At 50.7% G+C, this 17368-nt stretch carries 13 protein-coding genes; 11 read left to right on the top strand and 2 right to left on the bottom strand.

Translation table 11 applies throughout. From position 1 onward, the window contains the following. Positions 1-80: 80 nt before the first annotated feature. Complete coding sequence (locus B3007_RS09905) at positions 81-1193, bottom strand: DcaP family trimeric outer membrane transporter (protein ID WP_301378139.1); 1113 nt, start codon at positions 1191-1193, stop codon at positions 81-83. A gap of 358 nt (positions 1194-1551) precedes the next feature. On the opposite strand from B3007_RS09905, the gene acs reads away from it, so the two are divergent. Both acs and B3007_RS09895 read left to right on the top strand, forming a co-directional pair. Next, positions 1552-3516 carry an acetate--CoA ligase gene (gene acs / locus B3007_RS09900; protein ID WP_068435137.1) on the top strand — a complete coding sequence of 655 codons (1965 nt, stop codon included), beginning with the start codon at positions 1552-1554 and terminating at the stop codon, positions 3514-3516. A gap of 85 nt (positions 3517-3601) precedes the next feature. Next, positions 3602-4285: a response regulator gene (locus B3007_RS09895; protein ID WP_301378138.1), complete on the top strand. Its 684-nt coding sequence runs from the start codon at positions 3602-3604 to the stop codon at positions 4283-4285. 23 nt (positions 4286-4308) lie between these two features. Here the strand turns inward: B3007_RS09895 and B3007_RS09890 are convergent, their stop codons facing one another. After that, positions 4309-7749 (bottom strand): PAS domain-containing hybrid sensor histidine kinase/response regulator, encoded by a 3441-nt coding sequence (locus B3007_RS09890; RefSeq protein WP_301378137.1) that lies wholly within the window; start codon positions 7747-7749, stop codon positions 4309-4311. Positions 7750-7922: 173 nt separating this feature from the next. On the opposite strand from B3007_RS09890, the gene B3007_RS09885 reads away from it, so the two are divergent. The 9 genes from B3007_RS09885 (at position 7923) to tpx (ending at position 17338) form a co-directional block, all read left to right on the top strand. Next, positions 7923-8267, top strand: a complete 345-nt coding sequence (locus tag B3007_RS09885) for a DUF485 domain-containing protein (protein ID WP_068435142.1) — start codon at positions 7923-7925, stop codon at positions 8265-8267. 5 nt (positions 8268-8272) lie between these two features. Then, the gene (locus B3007_RS09880) at positions 8273-9748 is read left to right on the top strand and encodes a solute symporter family protein (protein ID WP_297533152.1); all 1476 of its coding nucleotides are present in this window, start codon (positions 8273-8275) and stop codon (positions 9746-9748) included. Then, positions 9745-11541 (top strand): DUF294 nucleotidyltransferase-like domain-containing protein, encoded by a 1797-nt coding sequence (locus tag B3007_RS09875; RefSeq protein WP_301378136.1) that lies wholly within the window; start codon positions 9745-9747, stop codon positions 11539-11541. Before B3007_RS09880 ends, B3007_RS09875 begins: the two co-directional genes overlap by 4 nt. Next, positions 11538-12152, top strand: a complete 615-nt coding sequence (locus tag B3007_RS09870) for a 3'-5' exonuclease (protein WP_068435149.1) — start codon at positions 11538-11540, stop codon at positions 12150-12152. Before B3007_RS09875 ends, B3007_RS09870 begins: the two co-directional genes overlap by 4 nt. Positions 12153-12368: 216 nt before the next feature. Further along, entirely contained in the window at positions 12369-13061 is a 693-nt protein-coding gene (locus tag B3007_RS09865) for a methylamine utilization protein (protein WP_301378135.1), read from the top strand. 4 nt (positions 13062-13065) lie between these two features. After that, positions 13066-15444 carry a bifunctional diguanylate cyclase/phosphodiesterase gene (locus tag B3007_RS09860; RefSeq protein ID WP_301378134.1) on the top strand — a complete coding sequence of 793 codons (2379 nt, stop codon included), beginning with the start codon at positions 13066-13068 and terminating at the stop codon, positions 15442-15444. Beyond that, positions 15441-16289: a DUF3034 family protein gene (locus B3007_RS09855; protein ID WP_301378133.1), complete on the top strand. Its 849-nt coding sequence runs from the start codon at positions 15441-15443 to the stop codon at positions 16287-16289. The genes B3007_RS09860 and B3007_RS09855 overlap by 4 nt, the downstream gene beginning before the upstream one ends. A gap of 9 nt (positions 16290-16298) precedes the next feature. Continuing rightward, positions 16299-16721, top strand: a complete 423-nt coding sequence (locus B3007_RS09850; RefSeq protein WP_301378132.1) for a group I truncated hemoglobin — start codon at positions 16299-16301, stop codon at positions 16719-16721. A 122-nt stretch (positions 16722-16843) separates the two neighbouring features. Continuing rightward, positions 16844-17338 (top strand): thiol peroxidase, encoded by a 495-nt coding sequence (tpx, locus tag B3007_RS09845; RefSeq protein WP_068435157.1) that lies wholly within the window; start codon positions 16844-16846, stop codon positions 17336-17338. Positions 17339-17368: the final 30 nt, after the last annotated feature.

Here is a 17368-nt window from a genome sequence, read left to right as displayed (position 1 = left end):
CGGCAAGGAGACTGGGTGTAACATAATGTAAAAAGCCCGGCACTTGCCGGGCTTTCGTTTTTCTGGGGTATTCCGACGAATCAGAAGGCGTATTTAGTGGTAAAGTAAAGACGGTTCATACTGGCTTCGTCGCCACCTTCACGTTCTACGGTGGCTGTACTGAATTCCGCGCCGTAGGTCAGTTTCGCAACGGGGGAGCGCATGACATTTACGCGTACACTGGATGCGTCTGTAACAGGAGCACTGGTAAAGGTTGCATCATCATCATAGTCTGCGGACAGCATGCCGTAGATCAGACTTGAGCGCCATTCGCTGTTCCAGTGGTGACGGTAGGAAATAAATGCAGCGGTTGTTTCACTGGCTTCGAGGTCGTCGCCTACCAGAGAGGCATCCGCGACGGCACCCAAGCCAACGTAACGGCCAACACCGCTACCAGCGGTTGCGCTGAATTTCAGATCGTCTTTACCGATCATTACTTTACCGGACAGATTGACGCCATAACCGATAGTTGTGGTGTCGTCGTCTTCAAGAGCACCGTCGTAGGTTAGTTGACGCACCAGAGCAGCAGCTACGAGATCAGCGTTGCCCGCTTTGATTTTGTAGCTGGCAGTGATATCCGGAATCATGCCGTTGTCACCGCTATCGCCGGCACCGGTTGTCTGCGGGTTTTCCAGAGCAATCGCGAGGTCGCCCATGGTATAGCGCACCTGAGATTGGCGGATAAATACGGTGGATTCACTTGGGCCAATAAAGTCAGCAGACTCAGGGAGAGCGCCCACATTCATAAAGTTTGACCAGGTTTGACCGACGAGTAAGCCGTCGTATTTGATAAAGGCATGGCGCAGGCGTGGACCGTAGGAATTCGAAACGACCTCGTTACCGCCCGCACCTTCAAAATCCAGCTCGATAAATGTCGTGACGGATTTGTCGTTGCCGACGTCCGTGACAGTTTTGAAGTTGAAACGCGACGTTCGGGCTGTCAGATCAAGCTCTGTCGTGTCTGGCTCGACTCCAGGCTGGATGGTAGACGGAACATAAAATTCCCTGCCCAGTCCGTCATTCACGTTGCCATCGGAATATGAACTCAGCATGGCATCCATTTTAATGAAACCGCCGAAGCTGAACTCGGTGTTAGCAGCATTCACAGCCATGGGTAGTGCTGCGGCCATCAGAATTAAGGGTGTTTTGCGCATGCTTACTCTCCTGATTATTGTTTGAGCAATTTCACTATGGTGCACAAAATCTGTGCAGCGGAATTAGCCAATAGTCGAAGCCACTTAAGTCGAAGGCATATATACGGTCACCAGCAAGTCTGGCCTGAAAGAGAGAACTGCTTTGGGGAATGGGTGCTTTTGTTGTCTCTTGTGACTTAACTGACTAGTCTGTGAGTAAGTAGAAATGAAGACCTGAAGTCTCAGAACGGGGCGGGCAGTTGATTATCCGGGCAAACCATCGCTAGACCATCGTCTAATTCAGGTGTGGCGCAGGATTGCAGACACTGAAACCAATCGGAAGCCGTGACAGGGCCGTGTTTTCACAGGAGAAATAATAATGAGTGATCAGCCAAAGGCGAATGAAAAGATTTACAGCGTGAAACCAGAATACGCCGACAGCGCCTGGATCAACAATGAAAAGTACCTGGAAATGTACCAGCAGTCAGTGGTGAACCCAGAGGGCTTCTGGCGCGATCAGGCTAACGACCGTATCGACTGGATCAAACCTTTCAGTAAAGTCCGCAACGTATCGTTTGATGATCACAACGTGGATATCCGCTGGTTTGAGGACGGTACACTCAACGCGGCTGCCAACTGCCTGGATCGCCACCTGGAAACCCGTGGAGACCAGACCGCTATTATCTGGGAAGGCGACAACCCAGAAGAAGATCGCACTATTACCTATCGCGAACTGCATGACGAAGTATCCCGTTTCGGTAACGCACTGAGAAGTCAGGGTGTGCGCAAAGGTGACGTCGTATGCATCTACATGCCGATGATTCCCGAAGCGGCCGTCGCCATGTTGGCGTGTGCCCGTATCGGCGCCATTCATTCGGTCGTCTTTGGCGGTTTTTCGCCGGATGCACTGGCAGGGCGTATTGAAGACAGTAATGCCAAAATCGTGATCACCGCAGACGAAGGTGTCCGCGCTGGCCGGGCCGTTGCTCTGAAAGCTAACGTAGACGAAGCCTTAACTCACCCAAGCATTCGTTCACTGGAAAAGGTCATTGTTGTTAAGCGGACCGGAGGTGACATTGCATGGCATGATGCGCGCGATGTCTGGTACGAAGATCTGGTTAAGATTGCCTCTCCAAATTGCCCAGCTGAAGAGATGGGTGCAGAAGATCCGTTATTTATTCTCTATACCTCGGGCTCGACCGGTAAGCCGAAGGGAGTACTGCACACTACAGGCGGTTACATGGTCTGGGCGTCAATTACGCACGAGTATGTATTTGATTATCACGATGGTGATGTGTACTGGTGTACTGCAGACGTAGGCTGGATTACCGGGCATACGTACCTGCTGTATGGTCCGCTCGCTAACGGTGGTATCACCGTAATGATGGAGAGTGTACCGAATTATCCGACCAGCGCACGTATGTCGCAGATCGTTGATAAGCATAAGGTCAATATTCTTTATACCGCTCCGACAGCGATTCGTTCGCTGATGGCTGAAGGTACAGCTCCAGTAGAGGGTACCAGCCGGTCTTCTCTGCGTCTGCTTGGTTCGGTCGGTGAGCCGATCAACCCTGAAGCCTGGGAGTGGTACTACAAAACCATTGGTGACGAGCGTTGCCCAATTGTTGATACCTGGTGGCAGACGGAAACTGGCGGCATCATGATCACGCCATTACCGGGTGCGACCGATATGAAGCCGGGCTCGGCAACCCGTCCGTTCTTTGGGGTTCAACCAGCGCTGGTGGACAACTCGGGTATGATTCTCGAAGGTGCTACCGACGGTAATCTGGTGATGGTTGATAGCTGGCCGGGCCAGTCACGCAGTGTTTATGGTGATCATGAGCGCTTCGTGCAGACATACTTCTCTACTTTCCGCGGTATGTATTTCACCGGTGATGGCGCACGTCGCGATGCCGATGGTTACTACTGGATTACTGGACGGGTCGATGATGTTCTCAATGTATCCGGACACCGCATGGGCACCGCAGAAATTGAAAGTGCGATGGTTGCTCACAGCAAGGTCGCAGAGGCTGCGGTTGTGGGTTATCCGCACGACATTAAAGGGCAGGGCATCTACGTTTACGTAACGTTAAATGCGGGCGAAGAAGCCTCAGACGAGCTGGCAAAAGAGCTGCGTGACTGGGTGCGATCAGAGATCGGGCCGGTGGCGACCCCTGATTTAATTCAGATCACGCCGGGGCTGCCTAAGACTCGCTCAGGTAAGATCATGCGCCGGATTCTTCGCAAGATCGCCGCCAACGAGCATGATGCCTTGGGGGACACTTCCACACTCGCTGATCCAACGGTGGTTGATACTTTGATTGATCAGCGGTTAAATCGCTGAGGTCGGCCTGAAAGGAATACCGGACAAACTGTCCGGTTTTCTGTATCTGGCCCATAATAAAAATAAATCTTTGCCGGAGTTAGCTATGCAACTAGCGCAAAAGATCATTGTTGCAGATGATCATCCTCTGTTCCGTACTGCGTTACAGCAGGCTGTCAGCCAGATAGCACCAGATGCTGAGATCGTTCAGGCTGAGTCCTTGCCGGAGCTTCAGACCGTGGTTGAAGGCCATGCAGATACAGACCTGATTCTTCTGGACCTCAATATGCCTGGGGCGCACGGTTATTCGGGTCTGGTATTCCTTCGTTCTCATTACCCTGAGATACCGGTGATGGTTGTGTCTGCCTGTGAAGACCCTGCCGTTATGTGTCAGGCGATTGATCACGAAGCATCGGGGTACATCGCTAAGTCTTCGTCGCTGGAAGAGATCTCTGCTGCTATAGGTGAGGTGCTCAAAGGGGATATTTATCTACCCAAGCAAGCCCGGCAGCATCAGCATGCACCAGACACAGTATCTATGGATCTGGCGCAAAAACTGGCAAGCCTGACGCCCCAGCAGTTCAGGGTGCTGACAATGATGTCGGAAGGTATGTTGAATAAGCAGATCGCCTATGACCTGGAAGTCAGTGAAGCGACGATTAAGGCGCACGTCACGGCAATATTTCGCAAGCTGGGCGTACGCACCCGGACTCAGGCGGTGATTGCTGTACAGACGCTCGACATAGAACGTAATGACCTGGCATCAGATCCGGTTGGTGAGGCCGAGTAAGGCCTCTATGTCTGTCTGCCGTATCAGTGTTTGGCAATGCGGCGCATCAATGCCCTGAGGGATGCCGGTCTTACAGGCTTACCGAGGAATTGATAACCATCCTGTTTCGCTTTTTCAGCCACTTGTGTGCGCGGGTCTGCAGTAATCAGAATGCCCGGAATTTCAATATCACCAAACTTTTCCCGCAGTCGCGACATCACATCCAGCCCCGTAACATCGCCGTCCAGTTGAAAATCAGCCAGCATGATGTCGGGTTTAAATGGGATATCTTCCGCATCAATTTCATTCTGGGCTGCGAAAATGTCGCAGCCCCAGCTTGAGAGCAGAGCTTTCATGCCTTCCAGGACTTCCGGATCATTATCGATGCAGAAGGCCTTCAGATGCGCGAAGCTGGCAGCCTGCGGCGTGGTATGAACTGCTACCGCCTCTTCAGCCTGAGCTGCGGTTAAGGGCAGAGTAATAGCGAAACAGGTTCCTGCTCCTGGCTTAGATGTTACCTGAATCGGATGATCCATCCGCTTTGCCATACGCTCAACAATCGCAAGCCCGAGCCCCAGCCCCTTACTGTCTTGCCGTGTGTTATTGAGACGGCGGAACTCGCGAAAAATCTCCTCAATTTTATCATCCGGTATGCCGGGACCTGTATCCCATACCTCAAGCCTGAGATTGTCGCCACGATGACGACAGCCGACCAGAATGCCGCCTTTTTCGGTGTAGCGCACAGCATTACTGATAAAGTTCTGGATGATGCGTCGTAGCCAGTGAGCGTCACTGATAACCCAGGCGCTGGTGTGCCTGACCTTAAAGTTGATACCGCGCTGTTCGGCCAAGGCACCAAATTCATCCCGAAGAGGTTTAAGGATTCGCTCCAGCGACAGGGGTATGGGCTTAGGTTCCATGTTGCCGGAGTCGAGCTTAGATATTTCAACAAGGTGCGAAAGTACTTCCTCTGCCGATTGCAGTGAGCCCTCCAGATGCTCCAGCAACTCACTTTGTTTTTCGGACAGGGACTGTTGCGCCAGAGTCGATGCAAACAGCTTAGCGGCATTCAGAGGCTGCATCAGGTCATGGCCTGTGGCAGCCAGGAACCGGGTTTTACTCTGGTTGGCTTCGATAAGCTGTGCGGCCAGTTCATCCAATTCTTCGGAGCGTTTTTCAACGCGGCGTTCGAGGCTGATGTTCGCTTCTTTTAATGCACGTTCTGCCTGCCTGTGAACGGTAATATCCGTGAAACTGGTTACAAAACCGCCGTCGGGCATCGGGTGTCCCTGCATGGACACGACGACGCCGTTGGGGAGCTGTCGCTCGAATTCGTGCGCCGAACCGGTTTTCAGGAACTGCATACGTCGCTGGACCTGGTCTTCGACTTCGCCCTGGCCACAGAAACCACGCATGGCGTTGTAGGCGATGACTTCTTCAATCGGTTTACCCACATGTATAAACCCACTGGGGTATTCGAATAATTCTGAGTAGCGGTTATTCCAGGCGACGAGCTTGAGGTCGCGGTCAATAACGCTGACACCTTGTCGAATATTTTCCAGCGCTGCCTGGAGTTGTTCCCGACTCAAAGCATAGGCGTTAGATGCTTCGCTGGCGAGAAGAGTAAGATCCTTGAGCTGGATCTGCTCGCCGCCCAATAAAGTAGAAAAAATCAATCGTGCAGAAGATGACCCTACGACAGAGCCGAGCAGCTCTTCAGCATCATGTAAGAGTTCATTTGAAGCGGCGGCATTGTCGTACTGAAGGCCGTGCGTTCCCTGATAAACGTGGAAGAAGCTATCAGATTTTTCCTGACCAAGAATACGTTCCAGAACGACCCTGACATCGTCGACTTTGCAGTCCAGGCTGCTTTTCGGGCGTCGCTCTGGTGCTGCACGCATACTGGTGAACTCGTTCGCCAACATACGCTCTCTTACAGGAGCTGTAGAGACCACAGAAAATACAATATATAGCGTGATGTTAACCATCAGGCTGACAATGACAGCGAAGCTGAAATCGTCCATATCGAAACCTAGCAGGGCGTATGGTATGAGCACATCGACGCTGTCTGCGCCCAGCTGTTGGCTGACAACGGGCCAGAACAGCTGCTGAAACCAGATAAATATGCCACCGAGAATACCCGCAATGGCCCCCTGACGATTACCGCCTTGCCAAAGTAATCCGCCAAACAGCGCGGGCGCGAACTGAGCGATGGCAGCGAACGACAGAAGACCGATCGCTGCCAGAGACTCCAGCCCTCCGGCGAAGCGGTAAAAGACATATGAACTCAACAGAAGCAGACCAATAACAAGACGACGGACTGTCAGAACCAGCTGTTGAACAGATTCCAGCTGCTGTCCGTCACGTTGCTGACGGCGGAAAATAACAGGCAGCACGACTTCATTTGAAATCATGGTGCTGACCGCAATGGTTGCGACAATGATCATACCCGTGGCAGCACTAGCGCCACCGATGAAGGCAAACATGGCTAAAGCGTCTGCCCCCATGGTCAATGGCAGGCTGACAACGTATGAGTCGGGCGAGAAGCCAAGGTCTTTCATAAACAGATGGCCGGAGAGTGCCAGTGGCGCAACAAATAACAACATGAGTGCCAGGTAGAGAGGAAACATCCATCGTGCCGACTGGATGTGGCGCGTGGATTCATTCTCGATTACTCCTACCTGAAACTGTCGTGGTAAACAAAGAATGGCTATGCCGGCGAGCAGGGTCTGGAGCATAAAGGAGACAGAGATGAAACTGCTGTTAAATAACGGATGGTCGGGGTCAGTTTCACGGGCAATACGTACCACATCGCCCGGAGTATCGTAGAGTGAATAAATCGCCCAAAGGCCAACCGCCACCATGGCGACGAGCTTTACGACAGATTCAAATGCGACAGCCAGTATCATGCCGGGGTGTTGCTCGCTGGCATCAATATCCCGGGTGCCAAACATGACAACGAAAAGCGCCATCAGGAGCGTGATATAGAAGGCTGTGTCCTGAAATATAAGCTCGGGAATAGGGTGGCTGAACCCTAGCGGCTGGGTCAGTAACTCGTAGGTCGTCGAAATGGCTTTTAATTGCAGCGCGATATACGGAATCACCCCAACAACTGCAACCACTGTGACCAGAATGGCCAGTGAATGGTCTTTACCATATCGGGTGGCAATAAAATCGGCGATAGACGTCAGGCGCTTCTCTTTGGTGATACGGATAATGCGTTCGAGGAGTGGCCATAACAGCAACAGAAATATAATCGGGCCGACATATATCGCCATAAACAGCCAGCCACTGCTGGCGGCCTGACCGACCGCACCGTAAAACGTCCAGGACGTGCAGTAGACTGCGAGTGAAAGGCTGTACACCAGTGGGCGGTTATGGACGGGGTTACCTGAAATCGCACGCTTGTCGCCGTACCAGGCAACTGCGAAGAGAATGGCGATATAAGCTAGTGAAAGAAGCAGTAGATGCCAGTCAGGAATCATACATTTTTCCGGTTATTTTCTTTCAGCCTAACACTATTTTCATCAGATGCATCTTCAATTATTGGGCCAGAACGCAGCGATATGATAGAGCTTTTCACTTCTACTATGGTAGGGCAGAGAAAAGCCAGCTCAGGCGGTAAACTGATAGTCCAGTATTTGCCCGGGACCGGCCAATGCCCTCGCATCTCAACTTCAGTCAAAACTCGAACGCCAAAGAGTATCGTGCGAAGCTTCTGATACATCCAGAGTATCAGCGATTGCGGGTCCGTATCCGGCAGTATCGTGCAAGTGTCGCCGTCGTGTTGCTTACCTGTTACCTGAGTTTTCTTTTTGTCTTTGTCTCTTTCCCTCAGGTACTGTTGCAGCCGGTCAGTGCACAGAATCCGACTCCTTGGCTCATTCCTGCAGCCATCATGCTTATCCTGTTTCAGTTCCTGGTGACTGGCGTTTACGTCAAACAAATGAACACTGTATTTGATGATGAGCTCGAACGGATCAGGCAGGACGTCGAGGTTTAATGCTGATGAGTAATACGGCACTGTATTTTGTCCTGACTGCACTTCCTTTAATGATTCTGATGATCTGGAGTGCTAATCGGATTCGCACCGCCGCTGAATTCTACGCCGCAGGTCGCGAGTATGGCGGTCTGAGGAACGGACTCGCTATTACAGGAGATTATCTGTCAGCAGCATCATTACTGGGCATTACTGGTCTGATACTGTTTTCCGGTTACAGCGGACTTCTCTATGCCGTCGGATTTTTTTCTGGTTGGCCGATTATTCTGATTTTGCTTGCAGATAAGCTGAGAACAATAGGGCACTTCACGCTCGCTGATGTGCTTAAAGACAGGTTTTCTGATCGTCGCGTCGTGCTTGTCGCGACATTGGGTTACTTCCCTGTGGTCGTGATTTATCTCTCTGCTCAGTTTATTGCGATGGCGTGGCTACTTAATTACATTTTCGATGTCGGCTATGAGTTGTTAGTGACGGCATTGACCGCGCTGGCTCTGGTGACGGCTTTAACAGGTCGCATGATATTTTCCTCCCGGGCGCAGATGATAAAAGCGGGGTTGGTCATCACTCTGATGTTGGTGATAACGGCACTGGCTTTTGATCGCGCAAGCTCCAGTCTGTCCGAGTTATTCAGCATTGATGTCTGGAAAGCGACCTCAGTGATTAACGGTGGCGCAGTGAGTAAGGACTCACCTTTAGCCTTATTCAGCCTGGGGATTGCGTTAATTCTTGGCCCAGTCGGGCTCCCTCATGTAATGAGTCGCTTCTTTTCTGTTGCTGATGAACGGCGTGCGCGGATGTCGGTGTTTTACGCCACGGGTATGATCGGTATTTTTTATATTCTGATCATCCTTCTGGGTTTTCTTACCATCAACCTTCTTGATCAGACTGAGACTCCGGTGACCAATGCGGGCAGCAACCTGATATTGGTGCACTTAGCGCAAAGTATCGGTGGCGAGTTTCTCACTGCTGTGCTGGTGGCAATACTTGTTGTCGTTCTGTTTTCAGTGATGACCTCGTTAGTCCTTACAGGCAGTTCGGCTTTTTCACACGATTGGTATGCACGAACCCTTAACAACGCAAATAAAGGCTGGAATGAGCGCCATTTGCATCGGCTAGCTTCGACTGTGACCGTTCTCAGTTCAGCTTTCCTGGCATTATTCTGGCAGACTGAAAATGTCGCTTACCTTGTTGGTCTTGCGTTTGCTTTCTCAGCGAGTGTGAATGTGCCACTGCTACTGGGTGCTTTGTACTGTGATCGGTTAACTTCCGCTGGTGCACTTGCCGGTGGTCTCGCCGGTCTGGCTGCCACTGTGATTGCGGTGGTGTGTGGGCCTTTGGTCTGGGGATATTTTTCCGCAGACGGAGAGCCTCTCTTTGCATGGCGTCACCCGGCACTCTTTGCTTTACTCACGGCGGTTGGCGTTATGTGGCTGGTATCCAGGCGCGGCCGCCAGGCTCAGGATGAAAAAGGGAATGGCCTATGAGCTTACAGATTAATCTTGACCAGCCTCCTTTCAGCTTCCTTGCAGAAAAAGAATTGGCGTGGCTTAAAAGCCGGCTTGATCTTGTATTTTTTCCTGCCGGAGAAGTGATTCTTGAAGTGGGGCAGGAATCCCCCGGTATTTACATCTTATACAAAGGCGTTGTGGAAGAAACCGACGACGATGATCAGGTGTTTACTCAGTATGGTACTGAGGACATGTTCGATGTTCGGGCGGTACTCGAGAGCAGCTGTAAACACAGGTTTACTGCCATCGAAGAAACGCTTTGCTACCTCCTGAAAGCGAAAGATTTTATTCAGCTTCTTAATAGCTCGGATGATTTTTCTGTGTATTTCAGAACGGATCTGGGAACCCAGCAATCTCTCGTGGAGCAGCGTGGTGGCGAAGTTTCTGAGTTTATTCTGGCGCAGGTTGATGGCGATACGATGCGCACGCCCGTCTACGTTACGGGGCAGACGACACTGGTCCGTACCGCCAGAATGATGCGTGATGAAAAGCATGATGCACTGTTAGTCCGTGATGGCGAGCGACGTGGGATCGTGACAGGCTCTGATCTGTTGCACGCCGTTCTTAACCACTCTCTGCCGAAAGAAACACGGGTTGCAGAGGTCGCCTGTTTTGATCTGATTACGGTAGAAGAAGGTGAGTACCTGTTCAATGCCTTGTTAAAAATGACCCAGCATCAGATTGAACGTGTCGTTGTAACCAGAAACAAAGAAATCGTTGGTGTACTTGAGTTGATGGACATGCTCAGTACGTTCTCAACGCACTCTCATATTGTTGCGATGCGAATTGAACAGGCTCGCTCAATAGAGGATCTGGTGATTGCAGCAGGGCGCCTTGAAAGCCTGATCGCGAACCTGTCTGGGCAGGGTGTAAAAGTCATGGCGATCATGTCGCTGATTACTACGCTGAATCGACGTCTTATTCGTAAAGCATTCGAGTTATTAGTTCCGGATAAACTGAACTCTCAGGTCTGCTTACTGGTATTAGGGAGTGAAGGCCGTGGTGAGCAGATTCTGAAAACGGATCAGGACAACGCCATCATCATCCGCGATGACCATGTGAAGGATGCACTGATGCCGTCTCTTCAGAAGTTGCATCAGGTACTTCTGGATTTTGGTTATCCGCGTTGTCCTGGTGGCGTTATGTTTATTAACGATGCCTGGATACACACGGCGGGCGAGTGGCGCGCACGCGTAGGTAAGTGGTTAAACAACTCATCTCCCGAGGCCATGATGAATATGGCGATCCTGATGGATGCGGAGCCCATCGCAGGCAATAGCGAATTATTTGAGGAAATTCGTGGCGCCTGGCATCACGAGTCGCTGAGATCGAGTATCGCTGCCTCCTGGTTCGCGAGACCTGCTTTGCAATTCGAGACTCCACTGACTCTTCTGGGCAATATCCGGGAAGATCACGGCGCCATCGATATCAAAAAAGGAGGCATCTTCCCTCTCGTTCATGGCGTGCGGGCTCTGGCGTTCGAGCATGGGTTGTATGAGACCAATACCTTTGACCGTATCGACCGTCTCGCAGAGCAGGAGGTTCTGAGCAAAGAGGTTGCCCAGGGCCTGAAAGACTCACTCGTATTATTCCTCAGAATCCGGCTTCGTCATCAGTTGGAAAAGGCGGAAAAGAATCCTGGACTCACGCAGCAACTGAAAGTATCTGACCTGCGCAGTGTTGATCGGTCGTTATTGCGTCACGGATTGCATAGGGTGAAGAAGTTCAAACAGTGGTTGGTCAGTCATTATCACCTGGAGAACCTGTGAGACTTCCTCTCTGGTTAAAGCGGCGGCTGCCGGGGTATCGGCCACCACCCGAGCGCTGGGCACATATGGAGGAGCCCTACACCGGCGATGACGTCGTTGTTGTGGATTGCGAGACCAGTGAGTTCGACAAAAAAAAAGGTCAGTTGTTAAGTCTCGCTGCGGTCGTTGTCAGTGGTCGGTCGATTGAGCTTTCATCGGCGCTTGACCTCACCGTTCGTTCGGATGCTGTAACACATCCCGACGCCGTCAGGATTCACTACCTGAGGAAAGAAGATCGTAAACACGGCGTTGCTACTGCGGATGCCGTGCAGCAGTTTCTCGACTTCGTTGGCAATCGACCCATCTGTGGTTTTTATATCGAATACGATAGAGCAATCCTTAATCGTTATATCCGAGACTTATATGGCTTTGAATTGCCTAATCGATTTATTGAAGTGTCGGAGCTTTATGTCAGGCAGAAGCGGCGCTACATACCTGAGGTAAACCTTGATCTGACGTTTGAGGGCTTGGCACGCGATCTCGATGTCCCTGTGATTGATCGGCACACGGCACTGGGCGATGTAGTATCCACAGCGTTGATGTTCATCAAGCTGCAGAAGGGCTCGTCCTAGCTCCGCTGCGACCATGCACTGGCTCGAAAAGAGAGGCCTGAAAGCCTATTTCAGGTGCACACATTACATATCTGACTTTGCGCGACAGACACTTGTTGACTACCTTTAATATAAAGCGGTGAAACAACCAACAGCCAGACGTTAATGCTCGCTTCACTGCCTCTGAATTTAACCGCATGCCGGTTTGTTGACTGTATTTCAGGAGAACAAAGTCGTATGAATGACAAGCTGGGAGGCTGTTGCATCCGGGTACTGATTCTGTCTTTCTGTCTTCTTTTCGCCTTTCGGCTCTCTGCTCAGGAATATCGGATAAAGATCACAGATATGGCGGGGCAGCCGATGGGAAATGCCGTGGTCTCTGTACGCACTGACAGTCCGACTGAAGTAGCACCGACGATCGCTCTGATGGATCAGGTTGAGCGTAAATTTGCTCCCCGTGTGCTCTCGGTCAATCAAAGCGATCTGGTTTCCTTCCCCAACAGCGATAACATCCGCCATCATGTTTATTCGTTTTCTGCTCCGAAGGTATTCGAAATCAAACTGTACGCAGATGTCCCTGAGGCTCCGATCGAATTCGGTGAGCCGGGCATTGTTGTGCTCGGATGCAATATCCACGATGACATGATTGGCTATATCTACGTAACACCGACTGGTTTCAGTTCGGGTGTTACCGGTCGAAATGGCGAAGCACTGATCCGGGCTGAGGGAAAAATAGAAGAATTGCGTATCTGGCATGAGCGCTTGTCGGCAGTCGAAACCGACCAGATAACGCTGACGGCACAAGGCCTGCAGAATTATCAGAGTGGTGATTCAGACTACTTGATTGCTATTAACCCTGAGCTCCCTCCTGTCGAGACCAAAGCTAGTTGGCATAACCACGGCGGTTTTGGCAATGGGATGAGAAGGTAGATCCGTGCTTGGTTTAAAAGGCGCACCTTTCAGCCTCAGGGCTCAGTTACTAACGTTTACAGCAGCACTGGTTGTCGTATCTTCCTGTACGGTATTGATACTTGTTTTGTTGAGCAGCGGCAGTGCCATTCGTGAAACGGTCAATCAGGAGATGCGCGAAGGTGTAAAGAGCTTCACAACTGCAATTTACGCAAGGCGACAACAACTGATTAATAATGCGACCTTGTTGGTCTCTGACTTTGGTTTCAAGCAGGCTGTCGCTACTAATGACGCAGAGACGATTCTCAGCATGTTGCAGAACCATGGTGAGCGTGTCAGTTCGGATCTTATGGTCATTGTAAATCTGGATGGTCGGGTCGTTGTATCGACCGAACCTGCACTGACCCGTGGGCAGCGCTTTTCGTATGATCGTGCCATAGGGGAAGTTCGCACCGGAAAAACATTTGCAGACTTTCTGGTCGTTGGCGACGCCATTTATCACATGGCAATAGTGCCCGTACGGGCCCCACGTCTGACCGCGATGGCAGGTATCGGTACCAGAGTGCGCCCGGAAGATATCCGTAAATGGATCGCACAATCGACTATTCACCTGACCTTTACCAACGGGCTTCCCGGTCAACAGGCCAATTGGGTCGTGGAAACGTCTTTGCCAGATCTGAGTTCTGTGGTGGAGGCGATCCGTGCACCAGACAACCTGACGAGTCTCGTGCGTTTGCCATTCCAGCGTGTACAGAAGTATTCCAGTCGGGAGGTCGATCTTTCCACTGACGATAGTTCCGTCAGAGTATTTATGACAGAGGATCTGTCGTCGTACTTTAGATCCTACGAATTCATCAGAAATCAGATTCTTGCGATCGCAGTTCTCGTACTCATCATTGCCGTGATCGGTAGTTTTGTTATCAGCCAACGACTGACGAAACCTTTAGTAATCCTTACTGGAAAAGCGCGTGAAATAGCTCGTGGTGTATACAGCGACATGTCTGAGATACCCGTGACGAGTTCGGATGTTGGTAGTCTGACCCGTGCCTTCCGGCGCATGAAAGTTGATCTGGCCGAGCGTGAAGAGCGCATTCTTTATCAGGCATCGCATGACTCACTTACGGGTTTATTGAATCGTGATGCCATGATTGAAGCCGTCTCGGGAATTGCTGAGCGTGGTGATAGGTTTATTCTCCTCGGCTTAAATCTGGTCGGTTTTAAAACCATCAACGACACACTGGGTATAGAGATTGGTGACGAATGTCTGGTCACCGTTGCTAAGCGTTTACAAAAGGTTGCTTTTGAGGGCATAGCCTCAAGACACTCGGCAGACGAGTTTTCAATGCTGCTGCCAGTAACTGAGGATCAGGAAACGACGGCGCAGAAAATTCTTTCCTGTCAGCGAGTGTTGAACGACCTGGCTGCACCTATGCAAATAGATGATATCAGTCTGACGGTAGACTATCGCGCGGGATTTATTGTTTACCCTGATCAGGCGGAATCGCCGTCACAGCTTCTACGCCGAGGCAAGGTCGCACTAGAGCATGCGATCACCACAGCGACTCCGCTTTATTACTTCCGTGAAGGTCAGGATAAAGTTCACCTGAAAAAGGTGAAAATTCTTAAATACCTGAAAGAAACACTCCAGAACGACGACGACCAGTTGCAGATGTATTACCAGCCGAAATACAACGTGCGTACCGGGGAAGTTGATAAAGCCGAAGCTCTGATCCGTTGGTTTCATCCGGATGAGGGATTTATCCCACCTGATATGTTTATCGAGCTCGCAGAACAGACGGGACTCATTGGCCTGGTCACGTCCTGGGTAATAGGCCGGGTATTGGACGATCAGGCAGATATGAAGCGAGCCGGAATTTCATTGCAGTTATCGATCAATATGTCAGCTCAGGATCTGAGCAACGATAACTTGCGGGTGCTGATTGATCAGAAGCTAATTGAAAATAATCTGGATGCTGCAGATATCTGTCTGGAAGTCACCGAGCGGGACATGATGACGGATGTCGACAAATCATTGGATCTTCTCAATTACTATCGTAGTCGCGGTTTCAGGTTATCCATCGATGACTACGGCGTTGGATATTCAGCACTGTCGAAACTAGCGATGATGCCCGTGCATGAACTGAAGATCGATAAGTGCTTCATTCTGAGATTAGCGAGCCGTGCAGATGATCAGATTATTGTTCGTTCGACAATTTCTATGGCCCATGAGCTGGGGCTGTCAGTAATTGCTGAGGGCGTCGAGGACAAAGAATCGCTCGATTTCCTGGCTACGCTCGGATGCGACTATATTCAGGGATACTTTTTTGCTAAACCCATGTCCCGGGATGCACTGGGGCAATGGTTGCAGGAATTTAATCCAGACCGTCTGGTGGAGGAAAAATGAAGACTAAACTAATCACATTAACAGCGGTAGCCATATCCACTCTGGCCGTCGCTGATGTCAATGCGGGTTCACGCTTGTTAGCGACATCTGGCGTCACTCAGCTTGAGGGTGGAGCTGGCGGTGGTCTGACTCCATGGGCGGTCATCAGCGGCTATGCCGATGAAGGCGAATATTCCATTGGTGCATTTCACACGTCGACCGACGTGCAAGATTTCCGCCTGAAGGTAAATGGGGTTTCAGCCAGTTACGACAATCGGTTTGAAATCAGTGCTGCTCTGCAAAGCTTCGAAATTAAAGGCGTAGCAGGAGATCTGAGGCAGGAAATTTACGGAGCTAAATACCGGATTTATGGGGATGCTATTTATAGTGCTCTACCACAGGTTGCAGCAGGTATTCAGTATAAACGGCTTCTCGATGGCGATATTGCAGACGCGGTAGGAGCCGAAGATAGCGATTCAGGCATTGATTACTACGTATCTGCGACCAAAGTTCATCTGGCGGCTGTCGCAGGCTATCACTTTTTATGGAATGCCACATTGCGGGCAACGCAGGCAAATCAGATGGGACTGTTAGGATACGGTGGCGACGAAGAGTCGGGCTACACATTACAGCCTGAAGTATCCGCTCTGGTACTGCTGAGAGATGACCTGGCTATTGGAGCTGAATACCGGAAAAAGCCCGATAACCTGAGTGCATTCGATGAAGACAGTTTCAGTGATGTATTCATCGCCTGGTTCCCGAACAAAAACGTCAACCTGACTCTTGCCTATGCCGAACTTGGTAGTATTGCCGGTAGTGAAGATCAGGATGGCTTCTATTTTTCGATTTCAAGCTGGTTTAAATAAGGACGTATCATGATTAAAAAGTTGATTTATATTGCTGCCTTGTTTTCAGGCCTGACCTGTTTCAATGTCGCTCAGGCGGATGGTTACTATCAGGAGCTCGGTGGCAAAGAAGGCGTTGAGAAGATTGTTGATAATTTTATTAATGAAATATCTTTCGACCAGAACATCGTAAAGTTCTTCGAAGGCACGGATATCACCCGACTTCGAGAAAAGCTCATTGAGCAGTTCTGTCATGAAAGTGGTGGGCCGTGTGAGTATACCGGTGACTCCATGAAAGACGTTCATGCCGGCATGAAGATAACAAAGGCGGAGTTTAATCGGGTAGTCGAGCTGCTACAGGCAGCTATGGATGATGCAGGAACGCCTCAGACTGCTCAGAACCGACTGATACGCTCGCTGGCGCCTATGCGCCCCGATATCATTCATCAATGAGTTTGTTCCCGATGGTGAAAGAACTGTTTTGTCGCCATCGGGATTTTCTTTACTAAGAATGATTGAAAGACCTATCGAGCCATAGCATAGTAATCGTCCATTTCATCGATGTGAGACGACTCATGGCAACTGTTACTTTGCAAGGCAATCCTTTTTCAACGGCTGGTGAGCTGCCACCAGTAGGTTCAAAAGCGCCTGGTTTTACTCTTGCAGCCGCAGATCTCAGTGATCTGACTCTTGATAGCCTGTCGGGGAAGCGGGTTATTCTGAACATCTTCCCGTCTGTTGATACGCCTACCTGCGCTACTTCTGTGCGTAAGTTTAATGAGAAAGCCGCGTCGCTGGATAACGTTGTTGTTGTCTGTATCTCTGCTGATCTGCCCTTTGCGATGGCGAGATTCTGTGGCGCCGAGGGCATTGATAACGTACTCGTTGGTTCCACTTTCCGCTCCAGTTTTGGCGATAACTACGGCGTAACCTTCGTTGAAGGGCCGCTGACCGGGCTGCTATCACGCTCTGTTGTGGTTGTTGATACGGATGGCTCTGTGCTGCATATCGAACAAGTGGGTGAAACTGCCGATGAGCCGGATTACGACGCCGCTCTGGCCGTTCTTTGATTTACCAATAAGCTGAAAGCTGGCTGCTTA

The sequence above is a fragment of the Thalassolituus sp. UBA675 genome (assembly GCF_002297765.1).
Lineage (GTDB): Bacteria > Pseudomonadota > Gammaproteobacteria > Pseudomonadales > Oceanobacteraceae > Thalassolituus.
Note: the sequence above shows the minus strand (reverse complement) of the source record. Positions and strands in the feature narration are given on the sequence as shown.

Excerpts from the sequence above, each read along its gene's own strand:
- B3007_RS09905 (WP_301378139.1), bottom strand. The coding sequence starts at position 1,193 with ATGCGCAAAACACCCTTAATTCTGATGGCCGCAGCACTACCCATGGCT.
- acs (WP_068435137.1), top strand. The coding sequence starts at position 1,552 with ATGAGTGATCAGCCAAAGGCGAATGAAAAGATTTACAGCGTGAAACCA.
- B3007_RS09895 (WP_301378138.1), top strand. The coding sequence starts at position 3,602 with ATGCAACTAGCGCAAAAGATCATTGTTGCAGATGATCATCCTCTGTTC.
- B3007_RS09890 (WP_301378137.1), bottom strand. The coding sequence starts at position 7,749 with ATGATTCCTGACTGGCATCTACTGCTTCTTTCACTAGCTTATATCGCC.
- B3007_RS09885 (WP_068435142.1), top strand. The coding sequence starts at position 7,923 with ATGCCCTCGCATCTCAACTTCAGTCAAAACTCGAACGCCAAAGAGTAT.
- B3007_RS09880 (WP_297533152.1), top strand. The coding sequence starts at position 8,273 with ATGAGTAATACGGCACTGTATTTTGTCCTGACTGCACTTCCTTTAATG.
- B3007_RS09875 (WP_301378136.1), top strand. The coding sequence starts at position 9,745 with ATGAGCTTACAGATTAATCTTGACCAGCCTCCTTTCAGCTTCCTTGCA.
- B3007_RS09865 (WP_301378135.1), top strand. The coding sequence starts at position 12,369 with ATGAATGACAAGCTGGGAGGCTGTTGCATCCGGGTACTGATTCTGTCT.
- B3007_RS09855 (WP_301378133.1), top strand. The coding sequence starts at position 15,441 with ATGAAGACTAAACTAATCACATTAACAGCGGTAGCCATATCCACTCTG.
- B3007_RS09850 (WP_301378132.1), top strand. The coding sequence starts at position 16,299 with ATGATTAAAAAGTTGATTTATATTGCTGCCTTGTTTTCAGGCCTGACC.
- tpx (WP_068435157.1), top strand. The coding sequence starts at position 16,844 with ATGGCAACTGTTACTTTGCAAGGCAATCCTTTTTCAACGGCTGGTGAG.